The sequence below is a fragment of the Nocardia sp. NPDC004278 genome (genome assembly GCF_053602975.1).
Window position 1 is genome coordinate 49,990 of record NZ_JBSGEQ010000022.1, and the last position, 20,368, is coordinate 70,357.

Here is a 20,368-nt window from a genome sequence, read left to right on the forward strand (position 1 = left end):
ATTTCTCGGCAACCAAGGTCATTCGAGGTGACCCGTCAGCCCAGGAGTTTCGCCTGTGGCCACAGTTCGGACCAGGGCGCTCGTGGTACGCGGCAGACGAACAGCGGCTGGCCCTGTTCGTCATTGTCGATGCCGAGACCGTTGTCGATGCGACCGACGGGTTCGACCTCGGCGAAATACCGCGTCAGCTGGTCACGGTCGAGGCCGACGGCGATGACCGCGGTGGCCGTATCACTGGGTGGGCCCCACCACCAGTAGGAATTGTGGCCGCTGTGCGGTGTGGGCAGTCCGTATGCACCGCCGAAGCGCTCGATCGCGCCCGCCTCGCCGTAGTTGGCGGTGAGGATGGCGATATCGGAGCCGACCGTGGTGCGCACCTCGGCGATTCGGCGCACGAACTGCGGCCAGCCGATGGTTTCGCCCGCGTCGTAGTTGACCGCGAGCACCGGCGCATCCTTCAACTTCGCAATGGGCAATACCGGCAGGAACAGTACCGCCGACACCACCGCATTCACCGCGAGAACCGAACCGATTGCCGCCCAACGGATTCGCCGATTCGCAAGCCACTCCGCGACCGGTACGGCTCCGGCCGCGAGCAGTAGCGGATACATCCCGCCCAGGTAGTACGCCTTGCCGCCGGCGATGGCGAAGACCACGAACATCAAAGCGTAGGCGACCGCGAAGGCCCGGCAGCGCGCATCCCGCCACAGACGCCGGAGCCCGAACATCCACAGCGGCACCAATAACGGCCCCATCAGCCCGAATTGCAGAACTACGAACGCCACCGGCGAGTCCGAGGTGCCGGAGGAGCCACCCGCGATCGCCCGGCTCAGCTGCCATTGCGGCCAGCCATGATGCGCCTGCCACCACAGATATGGCAACCAGAGCACCACCGCGAGCCCGACCGCCATCGGAAAGTACCTGGTCGCGAATATCTTTCGCGGCCCCACCAAGACCAGCGCCGTCACCAGCGCGCCGACCGAAAAGACCAACAGCGCCTTGTTCTGCAACCCGATCCCGACGACGAGCCCCGCCCCGAGCCACCACCGCGGGTCCGTCGCCATTCGGCATCCACTCACGTCCGCCCCTGCGCCGGCACGCTCCTCGCCTACACGTGCACCCCCACACTCCGCACCCGCACGGTCCACATCCGCACGCGCACCCCCACACTCGACACCCTCGCGCTCCGCACCCCCACGCTCCGCGCCACCGCGCTCCACACCCTCGCGCTCCACACCCGCACCCGCACACTCCACACCCACGCCCGCACGCTCCACACCCGCACCATCCGCCGCACCCGCACACTCCACACCCACGCCCGCACGCTCCACACCCGCACCGTCCGCCGCACCCGCACCCGCACCCGCACCCACGCCCGCACCGTCCGCCGCACCCGCACCCGCACCGTCCGCCGCACCCAACAGCCTTCCGCGCCCGCCCCTCCCCGCAGCCAGCACCTCCGGGTCGCGCAGCAGCCGCAGCACCAGCAGACAGACCAACGCGAACGCCGCCATATCGAAGGACGTCGTGGTCAGCAGATGACCGACACCCAACACCATCGCTGCACTCGCGACCGCGGCCGACGCCAGCACCTGCGCCGCGCGACCACCGCCGAGTTCACGCGCCATCAGCCCGGCGGCAACGACAACCAACGTCGCCGCTGCGATCGACGGAAGACGCAGCAGCAGTAACGAATCGGCGTCGATGGCCGCCATTGTGCGGGCGAGTAGCGGGGTCAGTGGCGGCTGATCCGGATAGCCCCAATCGAGGTGGCGGCCGGCGGCGAGAAAGTACAGCTCATCCCGGTGATAGCCATAGCGCTGGGCAAAGGCGGCCAGTAGTGCGACAAAGAGGACTGCGACGGCGAATAGCGGTCGCGCCGCGATTTTGGGCACTCGTCCAGCCTGACACAGTTCAGCGGCGTAGGCTGCACCTCGACGCATTTCTTACTCAAGAGTAAGATAGCCTTACTCAGGAGTAAGATAGCTGGGGACAAGACCGCACCACACCCATCCGAGAAAACAGGTGATGATGAGCACTCGAGACAGCGCAACGAAGCGAAGTCCAGACACGTCCGCGGTCGGCCTGAACCACCCCAAGCGGGACTGGATGGGCGCGGCCATGCGGGTGATGACGACCCTTACCGGTTCGGAGCTCGCCGAGAAGTACAACCTGCGCAAGCCGATCGAGCGAGTCACCTATGAAGGCACCAAGACCGGGTTCCGCACCCTCGGTGCCGCCACTCGCGCCTTCGGCAAGGTTGCCGGTGGTGGCGCTCCGAAGCGCCTTGCCGACAACGAGTCCAAGAAGAAGGGCTACTTCGACCTGACCCCGAGCGACGAGCAGCAGATGATCGTCGAGACGGTGAAGGAATTCGCCGCCGAGATCCTGCGCCCGGCCGCCTACGAGGCCGACAATGCCGCCAAAGCGCCGCGCGATCTGCTCGAACGCGCCGCCGAACTCGGCATCACCGTGATCAATGTGCCCGAGGAGTTGGAAGGCGCGGCCGCCGAGCGCGGCGCGGTCACCAACTCGATGGTCGCCGAGGCGCTCGCACATGGCGATATGGGCCTGGCCCTGCCGATTCTCGCGCCGAGCGGTGTCGCGGTCGCCCTGTCGCAGTGGGGTACCGATGCCCAGCAGCAGACCTACCTGCCCGCCTTCACCGGCGAGAATGTGCCGCAGTCCGCGGTCGTGATCAGCGAGCCGCGCGCCCTGTTCGACCCGTTTGCACTGCAGACCAAGGCGACCCGCTCGCCGAGCGGCTTCCGCCTCAACGGTGTGAAGAGCCTCGTCCCGGCCGCCGGTGATGCCGAGCTGTTCATCATTGCCGCCGAACTCGACGGCCGCCCGGCGCTGTTCATCGTGCCGTCCGACGCCCAGGGTCTGGTCGTGGAGGCCGATCCGAGCATGGGGCTGCGGGCCGCTGGCCTCGGGCGCCTGCTGCTCGACAATGTCGCGGTCGGCGCGGACGCCATCCTCGGCGACAGCGACGCCAAGACCCGCGCCGAGGAGTACGCCGACGCGGTGCGGCTGGCTCGCCTCGGCTGGGCCTCGCTCGCCATCGGTACCGGTCAGGCCGTGCTCGACTACGTGATTCCGTACGTCAACGAGCGTGAGGCGTTCGGCGAGCCGATCTCGCACCGCCAGGCAGTCGCGTTCATGGTCGCGAATATGGCAATCGAACTGGACGGCCTGCGACTGGTGACCCTGCGGGGTGCGTCACGCGCGGAGCAGGGTCTGTCCTACGGCCGCGAGGCGGCGCTGGCCCGCAAGCTCGCCACCGATAAGGGCATGCAGATCGGTCTGGACGGCGTGCAGCTGCTCGGCGGCCACGGCTTCACCAAGGAACACCCGGTCGAGCGCTGGTACCGCGATCTGCGGGCCATCGGCGTCGCCGAAGGTGTCGTGCTCATCTAACCGGCCGGTTCCTCAACTTCCAGGAGATATTCCATGATCAATCTCGAACTCCCCAAGAAGCTGCGGGCCAGCGCCAATCAGGCCCATCAGGTCGCTCAGGAGATCTTCCGGCCGATCTCGCGCAAGTACGACCTCGGCGAGCACGAGTACCCGGTCGAGCTGGACACCATGGCCGCCATGGTCGAGGGACTGGCCGACTCCGGCACCCAGAAGATCGGCGGCGCAGCCGGTGGCCGCTCCGATTCGGACGAGCACGCCACCGAGCTGCTCGGAAACACCAACGGCGGCAATATGTCCGCGCTGCTGAACGCGCTGGAGACCTCCTGGGGCGATGTCGGCCTGATGCTCTCCATCCCCTACCAGGGTCTCGGTAACGCGGCCATCGCGGCCGTCGCCACCGATGAGCAGCTGAAGCGTTTCGGCAAGGTGTGGGCCTCGATGGCGATCACCGAACCGTCCTTCGGCTCCGACTCGGCCGCCGTCACCACCACCGCCGTGCTGGATGGCGACGAGTGGGTGCTCAATGGCGAGAAGATCTTCGTGACCGCGGGCCAGCGCTCCACCCACATCGTGGTGTGGGCCTCGGTGGACCGCAGCCTCGGCCGCGCCGCGATCAAGTCGTTCGTCGTGCCCCGCGACGCTCCGGGCCTTTCGGTGGCGCGGCTCGAGCACAAGCTCGGCATCAAGGCCTCCGATACCGCGGTATTGCTGTTGCAGGACTGCCGGATTCCGAAGGACAACATCCTCGGCAGCCCGGAAGTCAATGTGGAGAAGGGTTTTGCCGGGGTCATGCAGACCTTCGACAACACCCGTCCCCTGGTCGCGGCAATGGCGGTCGGTGTCGCACGGGCGGCGCTCGAGGAACTGCGTGCCATCCTGACCGAAGCCGGTGTCGAGATCTCCTATGACATTCCGGCCAATAACCAGCACGCCGCGGCCGCCGAATTCCTGCGCATGGAGGCCGATTACGAGTCCGCCTATCTGCTCGCCCTGCGCGCGGCCTGGATGGCCGACAATAAGAAGCCGAATTCGCTCGAGGCCTCCATGTCCAAGGCCAAGGCGGGCCGCACCGGCACCGATGTCACGCTGAAAGCCGTCGAATTGGCCGGTGCCATCGGCTACTCCCAACGCACCCTGCTCGAAAAGTGGGGCCGCGACTCGAAGATCCTCGATATCTTCGAAGGCACCCAGCAGATCCAGCAGCTCATCGTCGCGCGCCGAGTGCTCGGCAAGACCAGCTCCGAGCTGAAATAGCAAGTGCCACAACAGAAATCCGGTGCGAGTCGACTTCATGACTTGCACCGGATTTCTATTTGCTGGGGTCAGCATGCACGGCTACACACAATCTCAGGCCGTCACCAGGCCGATAGATCCCACGCTGCCGCTGCGTCATCCACGGCCTGACGGGCACGCTCATTGCTGGACGAGAGCAGATGCATGTACACCCGGAGCGTGAACCGGGGATCTTCATGCCCTCGAACCACAACTGATGGACATCGCAGCAGCGGCACGCCGTGGCACCGAGCGGCTGCCGAAAAGTGTGCGGCCTCTTCGGCTGAGCGCGGGTCAGGCGCAGACGCGATTCAGTTCGTCGGTGTAGGGGTTGAGCTCTGCGACGCCGTCATCGATCAGCGCTCGAGCGTAGGCCGTGATGGCCTCCTTTTCGGCCCCTTGGGCGAAATCGCCCAGACCGGTCAGCCTCTCGGAAAGGGCTGTCGCCGTCGCCTGGTCCATGGTGCCGCCACTCTGGTCGATTGCGATGTTGATCAGCTCGATGGCCTTGGCGCAACTGGGGGATTGGGCGTACGCAGGCGTGGCCGGAAGGAAGAGTAGAGCGGCAGCAGCCGCCGTGATCGCCGTGGCGAAGGACAACGACTTGGTCATGGTTTCCCCTCGAGGTGTGAGTAATGGGCTCCCGCGCACGCAGGGGCAGCAGTATCGAGCAGCAAAAGTATCGAGCAGCAAAGCAGCCCTTTACGTACGCGAGCGTCGCTTATTATGCCCACCCCCTCCTGGGCACGGTGGGTGGACCAAGTCCGGCACCTCTCGGCCGGAGGCGCTCTCGCCCTATGCGATCCGGCCGACAACATGCTCTGACGAGTGCGGACGGCCCCTTGTTCAGAGATACACCATTCTCGAGACAAGCAGTTCGGGAGGAAGTTCGACACCGCATCGGGATCTGCCCGGCGGTATCGGGTGCCGCAGACCATCGGCAAAGCAATGACCGGTATGTTGGCTGCGATCGTTCAGCGGACGAATTCCACCGAGCTGTACCAAGACCCCGCAAGGAGACTGGTTATGCAGAGACTGGGTTTGATACGTCGCTTTACCGCCGCACTCGCGGCCGCCACCGCATTCGCAGCTGTTTTCGTTGGCCATGCCGCTGCCGAACCGGTCGCAATCGACTGGAATGCGGCTGTGCAGCAGCTGCGGGCGGCGGCCGGCGGCAATCCCGCGGCCGAGCAGGCCGTGGACCGGCTGCTGGCCTCGGGACAGGTTGTCACACCGGTGGCACTGCCCGCACAGCCGTTCCAGATGCCAGCGCAATCCGATATCGGGCGCGGTGACGGGCCGGGTGTCTACGGGTCCGGGGTCGCCCTCGGGTACGACGGGTTCCGATTCGGATTCTTCGGCGGACCGGGCACGATCTCCCCGATCCAGGACGGCGCCAGACTACAGGTGACGTGGATCAACCTGTCCAACGGTCGCAGCGGCACCGAGACGCTCAACGAGCACAGTGACACCACGGTCGACACCACCATCCGCACCCGCACCCTCGACCTCGGCAGCGGCCTGGTCGTCGCCGCGGTCTACGGAACACTGTGGCACCGTTGGCCCGTTCCGGTCAGCGATGCCAACCCGGACGGTTTCCAGTACAAAATGGGGACCATCTCCATCCCGTCCTTCGGGACCTTCTACAACTGACCCCGGCACGCGAGCCCGGCACGGATTTCCGTGCCGGGCTTCTGCATTGCGACACCCAATGCTGAACTATTGCCAGTAATTACGTAATTCCGTAAATTTGCGCGAGTGAGCCTGGAAGAACGACTAGCGGAGCTCGAACGCCGACTCGACTCCATGGAACTCGCCGGTGATAGCAACGGTCGAGCGAATGGATCTGTCCCGCCGGAAGGGTGGGCGCTGCGGCCGCTGCGGGAGCAGTTCGCGGACGAGCGCAATGGTGGGGTGATGTTCGCCGGTTCGGGCCGACTGCCCAGTGCGGAGCAGTACAACTGGCAGATCCAGTTCAGCACCGATGACATCGTCGCCTATGACTGGGATGATGCCGCCGAATGCCTTGCCGCCCTTGGTAGTCCGGTGCGCCTGCGCATTCTGCGGGAAATCATCCGCGGCAGCAGAACCGCGGCCGAACTCACCGACCTCGACGAGGTGGGCACCTCCGGTCAGATCTACCACCACCTGCGCCAACTCGCCGCGACCGGCTGGCTGCACACCGTGGGCCGCGGCCGCTTCGAAGTACCCCCGAACCGGGTCGTCCCACTGTTGGTCGCATTGGCGACCGCGCGACGGTGACGCTAGAGATCAGCAGGAACCGGCGCGATTCGACAGCAACCTGTGACGCACGCCATACGCTGATACGGTTGGTCACACATAGACGCCCGTTCGATATCGCTAGGTCGAGGGCCGACGCGAGTTCCTTGTGGAGGTATTCGACAATGAAGTTGGCGCATGCGCTCGAGGTTGTGAAGGCGCTGGGAGTGCTGCGGGCGCGCGGGGTCAGCGATCCCACGAAGCCAGTGGAAACGCTGCGAACGGCGAAGGAATCGCAGGTCTACGGACCGCAGGCGACGCTGATCCGGCATTCGGCCCGGGTCGCGCCCAATGCCCCCGCACTGGTGGACGAGCGTGGCGAACTGACCTATCGGCGGTTGGACGAGCAGTCGACCGCGATCGCGCGCGGGCTGCGGCAGGCGAATCTGACCGAGGGGTCCGTGGTCGGTGTGCTGGCGCGCGACCACCGCGGCCTGATCCTGGCCATGGCCGCCGCTGGCAAACTCGGCGTGCGGGTCGCGCTGATGAACACCGGATTCGCCAAGCCGCAGTTCGCCGAGGTCTGCGAGCGCGAGAAGGTCAAGGCGGTGCTGCACGACAGCGAGTTCCTCGGACTGCTCGACGCGCTGCCGACCGATCTCCCGCGCTACCTCACCTGGGTCGACGAGGGCACCGAATTGCCCGAGGGCGCAAAGACTCTCGATGATCTGATCGCTGCCAACTCGACCGCGGACCTGCCCGCGCCGTCCAAACCGGGCGGCTTCGTGATCCTCACCAGCGGCACCACCGGCCTGCCGAAGGGCGCACCGCGCAGCAAGGTCACCCCGCTGGCCACCGCACAGATGGTGGACCGAATCCCGTTCCCGGTCCGGGGAACTCAGGTCATCGTCTCGCCGATCTTCCACAGCACCGGGCTCGGCACCTATCTGGTCGCCTCCGCGATGGGCAATAAAGTTGTGGTGCGCCGTCGCTTCGACGCCGAGGCCACGCTGAAGATGGTGGCCGATCACAAGGCCGAAATGCTGGTCGCGGTGCCGACCATGCTGCACCGGATGACCGAACTGGCACCGGAGATCCGCGCCAAATACGACACCTCCTCGCTGAAATGCATTCTGCTCGCGGGTTCGGCGCTCGCTCCGGAGTTGTGCATCAAGGCGACCCAGGTCTTCGGCCCGGTCCTGTACAACCTCTACGGATCGACCGAATGCGCCGTCGCCACCGTCGCGAATCCGGAGGATCTGGCGCTCGCACCGGGCACCGTGGGCCGTGCGCCGATCACCTGCGAGGTCCGGCTCTACGACGATAACGACAAGCAGGTCACCGCGATCAACACCACCGCGCGCATCTTCATCCGCAGCGGCGCGCCCTTCGAGGGCTACACCGACGGCAGGCATAAGCAGATCATCGACGGCTATATGTCCAGCGGCGATGTCGGGCATTTCGACGAGCACGGCCTGCTGATGGTGGACGGCCGCGATGACGACATGATCGTCTCCGGCGGCGAGAACGTCTTCCCGCAGGAGGTGGAGAACCTGTTGCTGGAGCGGCCGGATGTATTCGACGCGGCGGTGGTGGGCGTCGACGATGTCGAGTTCGGCAAACGCCTGCGCGCCTTCGTGGTTCCCGAGCCGGGGCATTCCCCCGACGGCGAGGAGATCAAGACCTACGTCAAGGAGAACCTGGCCCGCTACAAGGTGCCCCGCGAGGTCATCTTCCTCGACGATCTGCCGCGCAATCCCACCGGCAAACTGCTGCGCCGGGTACTCGTCGAGTACGACGTGAAGGCGTAGCCCAACGCGGCCGCCCCGGCGAAAACCGAGGCGTAACAGGGCGTTTCACGCTTCCCACGGCTGATGAGCCCGGACCGGTGAGATACATGACACACCGAGTCACAGATGCTTGCTATCGTTAGCGGCAGCACTGGATCTCGAAGTTGCGGTCCACACCACCGCCGGTCCCGGTGGGCGGACCGCGGAAGGCGTTGTCGAATGTCTCTATCTCTGCCTGCGTTGAATGACTCCGTTCGGAAGGCGGGCGATCTCGCCCAGGGCGTGAATGTCATGGTCAAGCGGCGGCTGTTCAATCCGCTGCGGCCCGATCATGCGGTCCGGTCCGCATTCAACGTGCTGAAGTTCGGCCCGTTCGCCGGTGTCGTCATGCATGCGGCACAGACCAGGCCGGGCGCAGCCGCCATTGTCGACGAACGCGGCGAGGTGAGCTTCGGGCAGCTCAATGAGCAGTCGAGCGCGCTCGCGCGTGGTCTCGAGGCGCAGGGTCTCGAGCCCGGTGACGTGGTCGCCCTGCTGGCCCGCGATCACCGTGGCATGGTGCTGAGCCTGCTCGCGACCGGCAAACTCGGCGTCCGCACCGTGCTGATGAATACCGGCTTCGCCAAACCGCAGTTCGCCGATGTGGCCGAGCGCGAGCACGTCAAGGCCGTACTGCACGACAGCGAATTCCTCGATCTGATGAGCGCGATTCCCGCCGAGATCCCGCGCGTGCTCACCTGGGTCGATGAGAAGGACAATGTTGATCCGTCGGTGCCGACCATCGAATCGCTGATCGCGGGCCGCTCGACCGAACCGGTGCCCGCGCCCGCGAAGCCGGGTGGCATGGTCATCCTGACCAGCGGCACCACCGGCACTCCCAAGGGCGCACCGCGCGATCGGGTCAGCCCGTTCGCCTCGGCCCAGTTCGTCGACCGGGTGCCGCTGCCGAACAACGGCACCATGATCATGGCCGCGCCGATCTTCCACGGCACCGGCCTATCGCAGTTCACCCTCGGCCTGGCGCTCGGCAATCGGGTGATCTTCCAGCAGCGCCGGTTCGATCCGGAGCGCACGCTCGCGAATATCACCGAATACCAGGCGGATTCGCTGGTCGTGGTCCCGACCATGCTGCAGCGCATCCTCGATCTCGGCGACGCGGTGCTGGCCAAGTACGACCCGAGCAGCATCAAGGTGATCTTCGCGGCGGGCTCGGCGATCGCGCCCGATGTCGTGACCCGCACCCTCGACTACTTCGGCGACAGCCTCTACAACCTGTACGGCTCCACCGAATGCGCGGTGATGACCGTCGCGACCCCGGAGGATCTGCGCAAGGCCCCGACCACCGCGGGCAAGGCGCCGGTCGGCATCCGGATCGTGCTGCTCGATGAGAACCGCAAGCCGATCACCGAGCCCAATGTGACCGGCACCATCTTCGTGGACAATGGTTTCGCCTTCACCGGCTACACCGACGGCCGCACCAAGGAGATCGTGGACGGCATGATGTCCAGCGGTGACGTCGGACATTTCGATGCCGATGGCCTGCTCTACATCGACGGCCGCGACGATGACATGATCGTCTCCGGCGGCGAGAACGTCTTCCCGCTCGAGGTGGAGAATCTCATCGCGGGCCGCGACGATATCTTCGAGGCGGCCGTGGTCGGCGTGGACGATCGCGAATTCGGAAAGCGGTTGCGCGCCTTCGTCGTTCCCGGTCCGGACGCCAAGTGCGACGCGCAGGAAATCAAGGATTACGTCAAGGCGAATCTGGCGCGCTACAAGGTGCCGCGCGAGGTGATCTTCCTGGATGAACTGCCGCGCAATGCAACCGGCAAGCTGCTGCGCAAGCCGCTGATCGAAATGGAAATCGACGCAAGCTGATTCGAACTCGGGACCGCACACCTTCGATTTCCCGGCCGCGGAATTCGTTCGGATATCCGGAGGTGTGCGGCTTTCGCATTTCTTCCATCTGGAAACTGATGCATCTCATGAATTTCGATGACCGACCGGGGTGTCATTCGGCCGGTAATTCGTCGGCTATCATCAGCGCGTGAGTATCGAGTTCGGCCCGGCCGCTGCGGGGCACCGCAGCGCCGTCGCGCGAGTGCGCGGCGCATGTGCCGGTTCGATCTCGGGGGCGATATCCGTTGCCGCACATGGGTGGGTCTCCGGCGGTGTGGCGCCGGGCGATACCGCTCTCGCGCTGATCGCCGTCGGCTCGGCCGTCATCGGTGCGCTGGTCGCCGGTATCGCAGCGTTTCGCGACAGCTCATTCGGGCTGGTCATGGCACTCGCCACCGGTCAACTGCTCGGCCATTTCACCATGGGCTGGAGCTCTGGGCATCTGCATCACGGCGATGCCCAGCTCGGTCCCGGCATGCTTGCCGCGCACATCGTTGCGGCCACCATCGCGGCAATGGTGATCCGTGGCGCGGAAGCCGCGTATCGGATCGGCTGTGCGGTGCTGTCCCGGGTGCTGCCGATGCGCTATCGCCCGCCCGCGATTCCGGGGCCGGTGCCGCTGCGCCTGACCCATCGTGATCGCGTCATTCTGCGGATTTTCGCCGCGGACTCGCTGCGTACACGCGGTCCGCCACTGGCGTTCGGTTACTGATTCTCCTTTACCCGGTGCACGGGCTCCGCTCGTGCGTCGCCGTCACCCACGCACAAACTCTTCCGCGGACTAGATTTCACATCACCGTGTGACATCGATTCCGTGGTTCACGGGTGCACCGATCAGCTCTGCCGTCGATCGCACCCGGTTGTTGCGCAACGCTCTTCGCGCCCGGCGAAACGCCGGGATCCGCTGTCCGTCATGAATTCCGCGTATCGCCGCGATGACGGCGTTCGGTGGATTCCGACGGCTCTTGTCGACGACGGACGATTCCGGGTGCTTTCCGAACTCCAGAAACGAATCACCATGACAATTACGGACATCAGCCCACCGGATGCCGAATCATCGGATCCGGCAGCGAAAACAACCGATCGGCCGCGCAATGGCCTCTATCCCCTGGCCATGCGGCTGCATTTCTACGCTGGCATATTCATCGCACCGTTCATCCTCATCGCCGCGGTCACCGGAGCGCTCTACGCGATCTCCCCGACCCTGGAATCGATAACCTCGCACGATCTGTTGAAGGTCGAGCCGAACGGCGCGATGCGACCGCTGTCCGAACAGATCACCGCGGCGGTCGCCACCCAGCCGACGCTGAAGCTGGCCGCGGTGGCTCCGGCACCCGAGGCCGACGACACCACTCGTGTGCTGTTCGATGACCCGTCACTCGGTGAGTCCGAACGACGCGCTGTCTTCGTGAATCCCTATACCGCGCAGCCGGTCGGCACCGATGTCGTCTACGGCAGTTCGGGTGCGCTTCCGCTGCGCACCTGGATCGATAGGCTGCACCGGGATCTGCACCTCGGTGAGCCGGGACGCATCTACAGCGAACTCGCCGCCTCCTGGCTGTGGGTTGTCGCGCTGGCCGGTCTGGTGCTGTGGATCCGCCGGGTCCGCGGCCGCCGCAACCGGAACTCGGCGGCCTGGCTGCTGGCACCGGACGGCGCCCAGCAGGGTCGCGGCCGGTCGATGAATTGGCATGGCGCCGTTGGAGTTTGGATCATGCCGGTGATCCTGCTGCTCTCGGCGACCGGCATGACCTGGTCGACCTATGCGGGCGAGAACATCACCGAACTGCGCCAGCAGCTCAGCTGGACCACCCCTGCGGTGAGCACCGCGCTGCCGGGCGCGACTGCCACCGAACACGCCGGGGGCGATCACCACGGTGGTGGCGACCACGCGCCCGCGGCGGTCGATACGCCGACCCGGATCACGCAACTCGACGCGGTGTACGCGGCGGCGCGCGCCAATGGCATTACCCAGGGTGCGGAGATCAGCATTCCGGCCGAGCCCGGCGTGGCATTCGCGGTGAAGGAACGGCGCATGTCCGGCACCTATGCCGTCGATGCGGTCGCCGTCGACGGCGCGACCGGCACGGTCACCAGCACATTGCCCTACGCCGATTGGCCGCTGATGGCCCAACTCACCAACTGGGGCATCCAGTTCCACATGGGCCTGATGTTCGGGCTGCTCAACCAGCTGCTGCTGCTCGTGGTGATGATCGGGCTGATCGCCGTGCTCGTGCTCGGCTACCTGATGTGGTGGAAGCGACGGCCGACCCGCGGTTCGTCGCGCTTGGCCATCGGGCGCGCACCCCGGCGCGGCGCATTGCGCCGGACCTCGCCGTGGCTGGCGCTGCCCGTTGTGGCGGCCGCGCTGGTCGTCGGCTGGTTCGTCCCACTGGTCGGGTTGAGCCTGCTTGCCTTCCTCGCCGTCGATGTCATCGTCGGCCTGATCGCACGCGGCCGCGCCACGGCAAGCTGAGTACCGCCGGAGCGTGAGGGGCTCCGGCAGTTACCAATTCGACCTATCGGACGTCAGAGGTACGGCCGTTGTATCGGCGTCGGCTGCGTGCTCGGCGGTATCGCCGGTGCGACGGTCGCCTCGGCCACCATCGTCGGCCTATTCGGTCCGTTCATTCCGGCCGCCGCGGTCGGCTGCGTCGGCGGCATTGTCGCGATCGGCGCGCTCGGTGTGCTCGCGGGTCAGATCCTGGTGACCGCACCGGTCGCGATCGGTGCGGCGATCTGGCATTCGGAGGCCGACCGCCTCGGTGGGAGCCCCGGCTCAGTCGGTCAGGAAGGTCTCCAGAAGCGGTATGACCTGACCGGGGCAGTCCTCGTGCACCGAGTGCCCGCAGCCGTCGAACACCTGCGACTGTGCGTTGGGGATGCGGCGGGCGAGTTCCGCCGCCTGCCACGGTTCGTCGAAGTGGTCCGCCGCACCCCAGATCACCAGCGTCTTCGCATGGACCTCGCCGAGCAGTCGCTCGGTCAGTGAGTAGTCGAAGCGGCGCTGTTGCGCCCACAGCGCCGCACGGTTCTCGGGCCTGCTCATCGCGGCCCAGTTCTCGTCGATCAGCTCGGGTGTGACCAGTTCCTGGTGCTCGAACGACTTCCGCTGCGTCGTTTCGCTGCTTGCTTTCGTCATCAGTTTGGTGATCAACTCGCCGACCACCGGGATTTCCAGCGGCCGCCAATCCCAGCTCGAGGGCACATTCAGGCCCGGCGAGGCGAGCAGGCCGAGCCGGTCCACCCGGTCCGGATGCCGCTCGGCGAAGTACAGCGAAATCGCGCCGCCCCAAGAATGCCCGACCAGCGAGGTAGCCGGCAGATTCATCGCGTCGAGGAAGGCGCCGAGGGCACCGGACATGGCGTCCAGGTCGTAGCGGAAGTCGTCCCTTTTCGGGGTGGTGTAGCCCTGACCGGGCAGATCCACCGCGTACACGGTGAAATGCTCAGCCAGCACCGGAATGGTGTCGCGGTAGGAGTAGAGCCACTGCCCGCCGCCCGCGACGAGCACCACCGCCGGCCCGGAGCCCGTTTTCGTGTAGTGGAACCGCGCCACGTCGGTGTCGGCGTATCGCGACTGCACGGTGGACAGGTAGTGAGATGTGTAGTCGCGGTCCTCCGGGGGCTGCCATACATAAGCGATCGCAGTCGCCGCCGTTAAGATCAACGCCACCACCGCAGCGCAGGACACGGTGAGCCACCGTAGCCACTTACGAGCCGTTCCCTGATTTATCATCGACCGTCCTTCATATGTCGAATGCCTGACACAACCAGGACGAGATGGCCCGTCGACTCCGTGACGCTTACATGATGTGATATCGATCATCGCTCGAGGCACGCTAGCGGCAACCGCGGAAGGCGCGTCCGAAACGCGATGGGATACCCCCGGTGGCGACCGGCGATCTAACCTGCGCGATCGGCACATTCCATCGCGGCCTTGGCCTGCGGCCAGATACGGGCCAGGTCGATCAGGTGCGCGAGCTCGGTGTCGAAATCGTGGGCGACCACGGGCAATGGCGGTGGTGCTCCGGTGCCAGCGGGCGGTATGCCCGCCTTTCTGGCCTGCGCCGCCCGTATCAACCGATGGGCATAATCGGTAATCGCCCGGTTCGATCCGGACTCTCCCACGGTATTGCGTTGCGTTGCATCGGATTCGGCCGGGAGGTAAGCACCCAGGTGGAGCATTGCGTCGCGGATCTCCACAGTCATCCGCAGTAGACGGGTGGCTGGATCCGAGCCGTGTCGCGCGTCGACGGGCATAACGATCTCCGGGACCGCCGCAGTGAGATCACGCCACAGCGGCAATAGCCGACGGTAGGTTCGGGTGGCGCGATCCATACCCGCTCGCAGCATCAGCTCCGCGACCAGTGGTACCGCGAGCAGCGTCGAACCAATCGCGACGAACAGGGTGAATGCAGCCGGGACCAGCGACAGTGGTGGTCCGTCGGGCCATCCAGTGGTCAGCTGGGAAAGCGAGAGTGCCTGCGCGCCCCAGATAATCGCAATGCTGCCGATCATGCCGAAAGACACGATCCGAGCCGCGCGCGGCGTATCGACATCGCGGAGTGCGCCGAGACAGCCGCGAGCGAACACGAACGTGTTGTAGGTGAGTGGTACGGCGAAGGCGCAACCGATGCCCAGTCCATCCCGCGCAAGGCGCAGGTCGACCGTGCGTCCCGAGTATCTGACCGATGCCGCGGTCAGGACTATCGAGGCCGTCGCGGCCAAGGCGACGAAACCGGCGTTGCGCTGGTTGCGCCATACGGTCTCCGGCACGGAATCGGCGCTGATGAGCCGACCGATGCTGTACAGGTACGTGGTGGTCATGAGAACGCAGCCCAAGGCAAGCTGATTCGCCGGGTCATCGATGGTCGGCGTCGATGCGCACCGGTACATCAGCAGGGCCACGATGCACCACAGGCCCATGTGGATTACGAGTCGGCCCATGCGGTTGTCGAACCGATCGACATCAGTGCCGCGGACGAGCCACAGCCAACCCGACAGCCCAACCGCGAGGTAGCCGATCACCGCCCAGGCCACGACCCCCGGTATCGGCGACGACATCGATGCACCCTTTCGGTCCGGCGGAACTCATGCCCGTCGGAGGATACTGCCGCCTCGACTTCTCCTAGAACCCAAGACAATTGGGCGGGGGCATTCGCTCGAGGCACGCTGCCGCTAGCGACGACCGCGGCCTTGTCCCGTGTGCTACAGGGCAATCCGGAGGCGACACGTATCTTTGGAGACTCAGCGATGGGTGTATGCATCGACGACCCGTCTTACCTTGTCCAGCGCTTCGCGCAGGGTGTCCAGATTTGTCGAGCCGAGAGCCAGCCGAAGCGCGTGTGGCACGTGCGCGGACGTCGCGAACGGTTCCGCCGTGGACACCAGTACGTGTTCGCTCATCAGCGCGGTTGCTATTTGGTCGGCCCGTACGTCCTCGGGCAGCGGGAGCCAGAGGAAATACGACGACGCATGGCTGACCTGAGGAAGCCCCGCCAGCGCGTCGCGGGCGATCGACTGTCTGATCCTCGCATCATCGCGCTTTTGCGTCTCCAGCCTGGCGACGGTGCCGTCGTCGAGCCACCGGCACGCGATCGCTGTCATCACCGCAGGGGTGTTCCAGGTGGTGGCGCGGATCGCGCGCTCGATGGCGGGCACCAATGTGGTTGGAGCAGTGACGAATCCGAAGCGCAGGCCGGTCGCGACGTTCTTGGAGAGCCCGGAAACGTTGACGGTCCTTTCCGGTGCGAGCGCCGCCAGTGGGGGTGGTGGCTGCTCGGCCAGGAAGGCGTATGCGGCGTCCTCGATGATGAGCAGTTCGTATCGGCGCGCGATCTTGACCAGCTGCTCACGGTGGTATTCCCCGGTGACCCATCCCAACGGGTTGTGCAGCGTCGGCATTGTGTAGACGGCACGGACCCGCCGCGTCGCGCAGAGCTGTTCGAGCGCGTCGAGATCGGGCGCGTCGCCCGCCGCGGGAAGCGGTGCCAGTTCCAAGTGGAGCGCATGGGCGAGCACCTTGAAGCCCGGATAGGTCAGGGCATCGACGGCTACGACGTCACCGGGCCGCAGCATCGCCATGGCGGTGACGGTCAATCCATGCTGAGCGCCATTGGCGATCAGCACCTGATCAGCGCCGACCGCTGATCCATTCCGTCGCAGATGGCGGGCTACCGTGGCCCGCTCATCAGGTCGTCCGCCATGGGGCTGATAGCGCAACAGGGCCTCGAGGTCACCCTGGGACGCCAGCTGACGCAAAGCCTGCCGCAGCATATCGGCCTGACCAGGTAGTGCGGGGTAGTTGAAGTTGAGATCCACCACGTCAGCCGCAGCCGCCTGTAGGTCGATGCCATGGCTGGGCGGCAGCGCGATCTCACGAACAAAGGTGCCCCGGCCGGGTTCCCCACTTACCAGCCCCATGGCTTCGAGCTCGGCATAGACCCGCGACGCGGTTACCAATGCCAGCCCTTCCCTGGCCGCGAGTTGGCGATGGGTCGGGAGCCGCGTCCCGGATGGCAACCGCCCCGCCCGGATATCGGACGCCAACGCGTCCACGATGCCTTTGTATCTCGAGACCGCCACGCCCGATTGTATGCATGACAATTTCTTGATTGTATTGGATCATGGTCGTACGGTGCCCAGCAGCGACTGGGAAAGGCAACCGTCATGCATATCGCCATCCTCACCTTCGAGGGCTACAACGAACTCGACTCGCTCATCGCGCTCGGCGTTCTCAATCGAGTCAAGAAGACCGACTGGCGGGTATCGATCGCCAGTCCTACCCGGCGAGTCCGTTCGATGAACGGTGTGGTCATCGAGTCGACGGCCACCCTGGAGGAAGCCAGCGCCGCGGACGCGGTCATCGTGGGCAGCGGGGTGCAGACCCGCGAAGTTGTCGCCGACCAGGAACTGATGGCACGGCTACGACTCGCCCCGTCTCGGCAACTGCTGGCCGGACAATGTTCCGGGACGTTGGTGCTGGCCAAGCTCGGACTACTCGACGGTGTACCCGCCTGCACCGATCTGACGACCAAACCATGGGTCCAGGCAGCCGGAGTCGATGTGCTCGAGCAGCCCTTCTTCGCCAAGGGCAACCTCGCCACCGCGGGCGGCTGCCTCGCATCGCCCTACCTCGCGGCCTGGATGATCGCCCGCCTGGAAAGTGTCGAAGCGGCCGAAAGCGCTCTGCACTACGTCGCTCCGGTCGGCGAGAAGGAAGACTATGTGGCACGCGCGATGGGCAATATCAGCCCATACCTGACCAGCGAACTGGCCACCGTGTCAGCTGGGCGCAACGGCTGACCGGTCTCGTAAGACCAGCGAACCGGAGTCGGTGGTGGCGACGGACCGGATGCGCCGATTGCCCGGCACCTGCCTACTCACCCGAGGTCGCAGCGGAGTCGCCGAGTGCGAGGATTGCCGCCGTCGATGCTCGGACCACGTCGTCCACCCAGGTCGGTATGGGTTCAGCCGATCGCAGGTGGGGACGCACCAGCCCGTAGGGGCTTTCCTGACACGCGATGGCGATGAGACGGAGATGGAAGTTGTCGCCTACGGGGTATCGACGGGATGACAGATCCAGCAGTGCCCGAGTGACGGCATCGTTGATATGGACGATGTCTTCCATTAGCGACGGCGGTCCACTGCTGACGAGTTCGGTCTGGCGATACATGGTCATGGCGACACCTTCGGCTGGGTGATCGCGACAGAAGCGCGGGATGTGCACGGCGCACGCGATCGCCGCCGAGTTCGGGTCCGGTTCGTTCAGGGCCTGCAGATAGCCGATGTGGAAGCGACGGATCGAGCGGAGCCAGAGGGAGACGAACAGCTCGTCCCTGGATCGGAACCGGTGGTAGATGGACCCGACCGGGGCGTCGGCTTGCGCCGCCACGTGCCCGATCGTCGCGTCTCGCCCGTGCGCGGCCGCCACGGTTGCCGCCGCGTCGAGGATGTCGTCTCGTGTGAATTTCGCCGCCCTTGCCACATCACCATTCTAGAATATAGATTCTAGAACATGAATTCTAATTGGTTGGCACGACCGCGATCGACGCCGCCCGTCTGATCGCCGACACCCGCGCAGGAGTATCGACCTACAGCAGGTGCCCCGCCCGCAAAGCCGGTCGCCGAACTCACCCAGTTGGCGAAATACCGCACAGACCTGATGGTCGATCGAGCGCGTGGGGCCGGTCAGCTGCGGATGATGCTCACAATGATCTTCCCGGCGTCGGCGGCCGCATCGGATAGCTCGGACCACTCATCGTTTGATCCTGCTGACCGCACTGCGCACGCGCCGATTCGGTGGCGGACCAGGGCTGATCGGCGTGGCGGCGGTCGCTGGTACCGCACCTGCTGGTACCCGCACTCACCGAAGGATTGAAATGAATACTGTCAGAGGCGCCGTGATACTCACGGCATTATCGATGCTGGGGTTCGGATGGTGGGCACGCCTGGATCCCGCGGGTTTCGCCGAGTGGGCGAACTGGCCCGATCACGTGCACTTCCTTCATGACGCAGGTGTTTTCCAGATCGGTATCGGATTCATGATGCTGGCCGCCCTCTGGTGGCGCGACGTCATCGCTGTTGTGCTGACCGGTTTCCTCATCACCAACACCTTTCACGCCTTCAACCACGCCGTCGACCTTGACCAAGGTGGTAAGGCATCCGACCCGTGGGCGCTGCTGGCGCTGTCCGCGGTTGCCGCGGTGGGACTGGTGATCAGGCTGCGTGTGTCACGGCGCCGCCCCAGCGCGAGCGAGGTGGTTTCGGCATGAAGGTATTGCTCGCTGGGGCCACCGGCACAATTGGAGCTGCGCTGGTCCCGCAGTTGCTTGCGGCTGGTCATGAAGTCATCGGATTGACGCGGTCCGACCGCGGTCTGCGGCAGCTGCGGACGGCTGGCGCCGAGCCGGTGCGCGCAAGTCTGATGGACGCTGATGAGCTGCTGGCCGCGCTGAGCGGCCGCACCGCCGACGCGGTGATCCACCAGGCGACCTCGATCACCGGAACTCCGTTGTTCCACCGCAGTCTCTATGCCACCGACGCACTGCGTGATCAAGGTACGGCGAACCTGATCCGAGCCGCCCGACATGTCGGTGCGAAACGCTTCGTCACCCAATCGTTCTTCCTCGGGTACGGCTACCGCGACCATGGCGACGAGTTCGTCACCGAAGAACGGCCGTTCGCTCAGCTCACCGGGCACCGCGCGACCGACACACATATGCGTTCGTTGCGCTCCAATGAAGACCAGGTGCTCGGCACCCAGGGCATCGACGGGATCGCCTTGCGCTACGGAATGTTCTACGGCCCCGAACCTCTGACCCGTCAGTTGGCCGAGCAGACCCGGCGGCGCCGGCTGCCCACACCTCATCCCTCCGGGATTACCTCACCTATTCACATTCACGATGCCGCCACCGCAGCCGTGGCCGCCCTCGACCGCGGACGACCCGGCCAGGCCTACAACATCGTCGATGACCAGCCCATCGCCTTCAGTGACTACATCCAGGCCCTGGCCGAAGCCACCGCGGCACCGTCACCCAGATCAGTACCCGGCTGGCTGCTGGCGGCCTTCCCGTATCTGCACGAGCTGATGGTCACCACGCGCATCCGGGTGTCGAATGCCAAAGCCAAGCGAGAACTGGGCTGGGCACCCGTCTACCCTTCGGTCCGCGACGGTCTGACCACACTGTAGGAGCCAGCAGCCGGGTTCAGGTCGGCTTGCGCCCGTCGAATTCCAGCCAACGACAACCCCTTCCGACGCCGGC

The 20,368-nt window shown here is 65.5% G+C and carries 17 protein-coding genes and 1 pseudogene; 12 read left to right on the forward strand and 6 right to left on the reverse strand.

Annotation, left to right across the window (positions count from 1 at the left end):
* Positions 1–35 precede the first annotated feature (35 nt).
* Positions 36–1,895 (reverse strand): glycosyltransferase family 39 protein, encoded by a 1,860-nt coding sequence (locus ACWEO2_RS28915; RefSeq protein WP_452408203.1) that lies wholly within the window; start codon positions 1,893–1,895, stop codon positions 36–38.
* A gap of 130 nt (positions 1,896–2,025) precedes the next feature.
* On the opposite strand from ACWEO2_RS28915, the gene ACWEO2_RS28920 reads away from it, so the two are divergent.
* Both ACWEO2_RS28920 and ACWEO2_RS28925 read left to right on the forward strand, forming a co-directional pair.
* Positions 2,026–3,420 carry an acyl-CoA dehydrogenase family protein gene (locus ACWEO2_RS28920; protein WP_452408204.1) on the forward strand — a complete coding sequence of 465 codons (1,395 nt, stop codon included), beginning with the start codon at positions 2,026–2,028 and terminating at the stop codon, positions 3,418–3,420.
* Between the two features lie 33 nt (positions 3,421–3,453).
* Entirely contained in the window at positions 3,454–4,674 is a 1,221-nt protein-coding gene (locus ACWEO2_RS28925) for an acyl-CoA dehydrogenase family protein (RefSeq protein ID WP_354957344.1), read from the forward strand.
* Positions 4,675–4,986: 312 nt separating this feature from the next.
* On the opposite strand, the gene ACWEO2_RS28930 is transcribed toward ACWEO2_RS28925, so the two are convergent.
* Positions 4,987–5,304 carry a hypothetical protein gene (locus ACWEO2_RS28930; protein WP_355189158.1) on the reverse strand — a complete coding sequence of 106 codons (318 nt, stop codon included), beginning with the start codon at positions 5,302–5,304 and terminating at the stop codon, positions 4,987–4,989.
* Positions 5,305–5,718: 414 nt separating this feature from the next.
* Between ACWEO2_RS28930 and ACWEO2_RS28935 the strand changes: the two genes are divergently transcribed.
* From ACWEO2_RS28935 to ACWEO2_RS28965, 7 genes and pseudogenes are all read left to right on the forward strand, one after another.
* The gene (locus tag ACWEO2_RS28935) at positions 5,719–6,345 is read left to right on the forward strand and encodes a hypothetical protein (RefSeq protein WP_452408205.1); all 627 of its coding nucleotides are present in this window, start codon (positions 5,719–5,721) and stop codon (positions 6,343–6,345) included.
* Between the two features lie 105 nt (positions 6,346–6,450).
* A complete protein-coding gene (locus ACWEO2_RS28940) occupies positions 6,451–6,954 on the forward strand; it encodes an ArsR/SmtB family transcription factor (RefSeq protein WP_452408206.1) in 504 nt (167 codons plus the stop codon).
* 143 nt (positions 6,955–7,097) lie between these two features.
* Positions 7,098–8,723: an acyl-CoA synthetase gene (locus ACWEO2_RS28945; RefSeq protein WP_452408207.1), complete on the forward strand. Its 1,626-nt coding sequence runs from the start codon at positions 7,098–7,100 to the stop codon at positions 8,721–8,723.
* 198 nt (positions 8,724–8,921) lie between these two features.
* A complete protein-coding gene (locus ACWEO2_RS28950; protein ID WP_452408208.1) occupies positions 8,922–10,580 on the forward strand; it encodes an acyl-CoA synthetase in 1,659 nt (552 codons plus the stop codon).
* 169 nt (positions 10,581–10,749) lie between these two features.
* The gene (locus ACWEO2_RS28955; protein ID WP_452408209.1) at positions 10,750–11,313 is read left to right on the forward strand and encodes a hypothetical protein; all 564 of its coding nucleotides are present in this window, start codon (positions 10,750–10,752) and stop codon (positions 11,311–11,313) included.
* Positions 11,314–11,619: 306 nt separating this feature from the next.
* Positions 11,620–13,077, forward strand: a complete 1,458-nt coding sequence (locus tag ACWEO2_RS28960; protein WP_452408294.1) for a PepSY-associated TM helix domain-containing protein — start codon at positions 11,620–11,622, stop codon at positions 13,075–13,077.
* Positions 13,078–13,155: 78 nt separating this feature from the next.
* Positions 13,156–13,341, forward strand: a pseudogene (locus ACWEO2_RS28965) (hypothetical protein); the annotation flags it as partial.
* Positions 13,342–13,380: 39 nt separating this feature from the next.
* Here ACWEO2_RS28965 and ACWEO2_RS28970 read toward each other — a convergent pair.
* From ACWEO2_RS28970 to ACWEO2_RS28980, 3 genes are all read right to left on the reverse strand, one after another.
* Entirely contained in the window at positions 13,381–14,277 is an 897-nt protein-coding gene (locus ACWEO2_RS28970) for an alpha/beta fold hydrolase (protein WP_452408210.1), read from the reverse strand.
* A 230-nt stretch (positions 14,278–14,507) separates the two neighbouring features.
* The gene (locus ACWEO2_RS28975; RefSeq protein ID WP_452408211.1) at positions 14,508–15,668 is read right to left on the reverse strand and encodes an MAB_1171c family putative transporter; all 1,161 of its coding nucleotides are present in this window, start codon (positions 15,666–15,668) and stop codon (positions 14,508–14,510) included.
* Positions 15,669–15,851: 183 nt separating this feature from the next.
* Positions 15,852–17,189 (reverse strand): aminotransferase-like domain-containing protein, encoded by a 1,338-nt coding sequence (locus tag ACWEO2_RS28980; protein ID WP_452408212.1) that lies wholly within the window; start codon positions 17,187–17,189, stop codon positions 15,852–15,854.
* 84 nt (positions 17,190–17,273) lie between these two features.
* Between ACWEO2_RS28980 and ACWEO2_RS28985 the strand changes: the two genes are divergently transcribed.
* Complete coding sequence (locus ACWEO2_RS28985; protein WP_452408213.1) at positions 17,274–17,909, forward strand: DJ-1/PfpI family protein; 636 nt, start codon at positions 17,274–17,276, stop codon at positions 17,907–17,909.
* 73 nt (positions 17,910–17,982) lie between these two features.
* Here the strand turns inward: ACWEO2_RS28985 and ACWEO2_RS28990 are convergent, their stop codons facing one another.
* The gene (locus ACWEO2_RS28990) at positions 17,983–18,591 is read right to left on the reverse strand and encodes a TetR/AcrR family transcriptional regulator (RefSeq protein ID WP_452408214.1); all 609 of its coding nucleotides are present in this window, start codon (positions 18,589–18,591) and stop codon (positions 17,983–17,985) included.
* Between the two features lie 394 nt (positions 18,592–18,985).
* On the opposite strand from ACWEO2_RS28990, the gene ACWEO2_RS28995 reads away from it, so the two are divergent.
* Together ACWEO2_RS28995 and ACWEO2_RS29000 are read left to right on the forward strand one after the other, a co-directional pair.
* Positions 18,986–19,378, forward strand: coding sequence for a hypothetical protein (locus ACWEO2_RS28995; protein ID WP_452408215.1), 393 nt, complete (start codon positions 18,986–18,988; stop codon positions 19,376–19,378).
* Complete coding sequence (locus tag ACWEO2_RS29000) at positions 19,375–20,295, forward strand: NAD-dependent epimerase/dehydratase family protein (RefSeq protein WP_452408216.1); 921 nt, start codon at positions 19,375–19,377, stop codon at positions 20,293–20,295. The genes ACWEO2_RS28995 and ACWEO2_RS29000 overlap by 4 nt, the downstream gene beginning before the upstream one ends.
* Positions 20,296–20,368 lie beyond the last annotated feature (73 nt).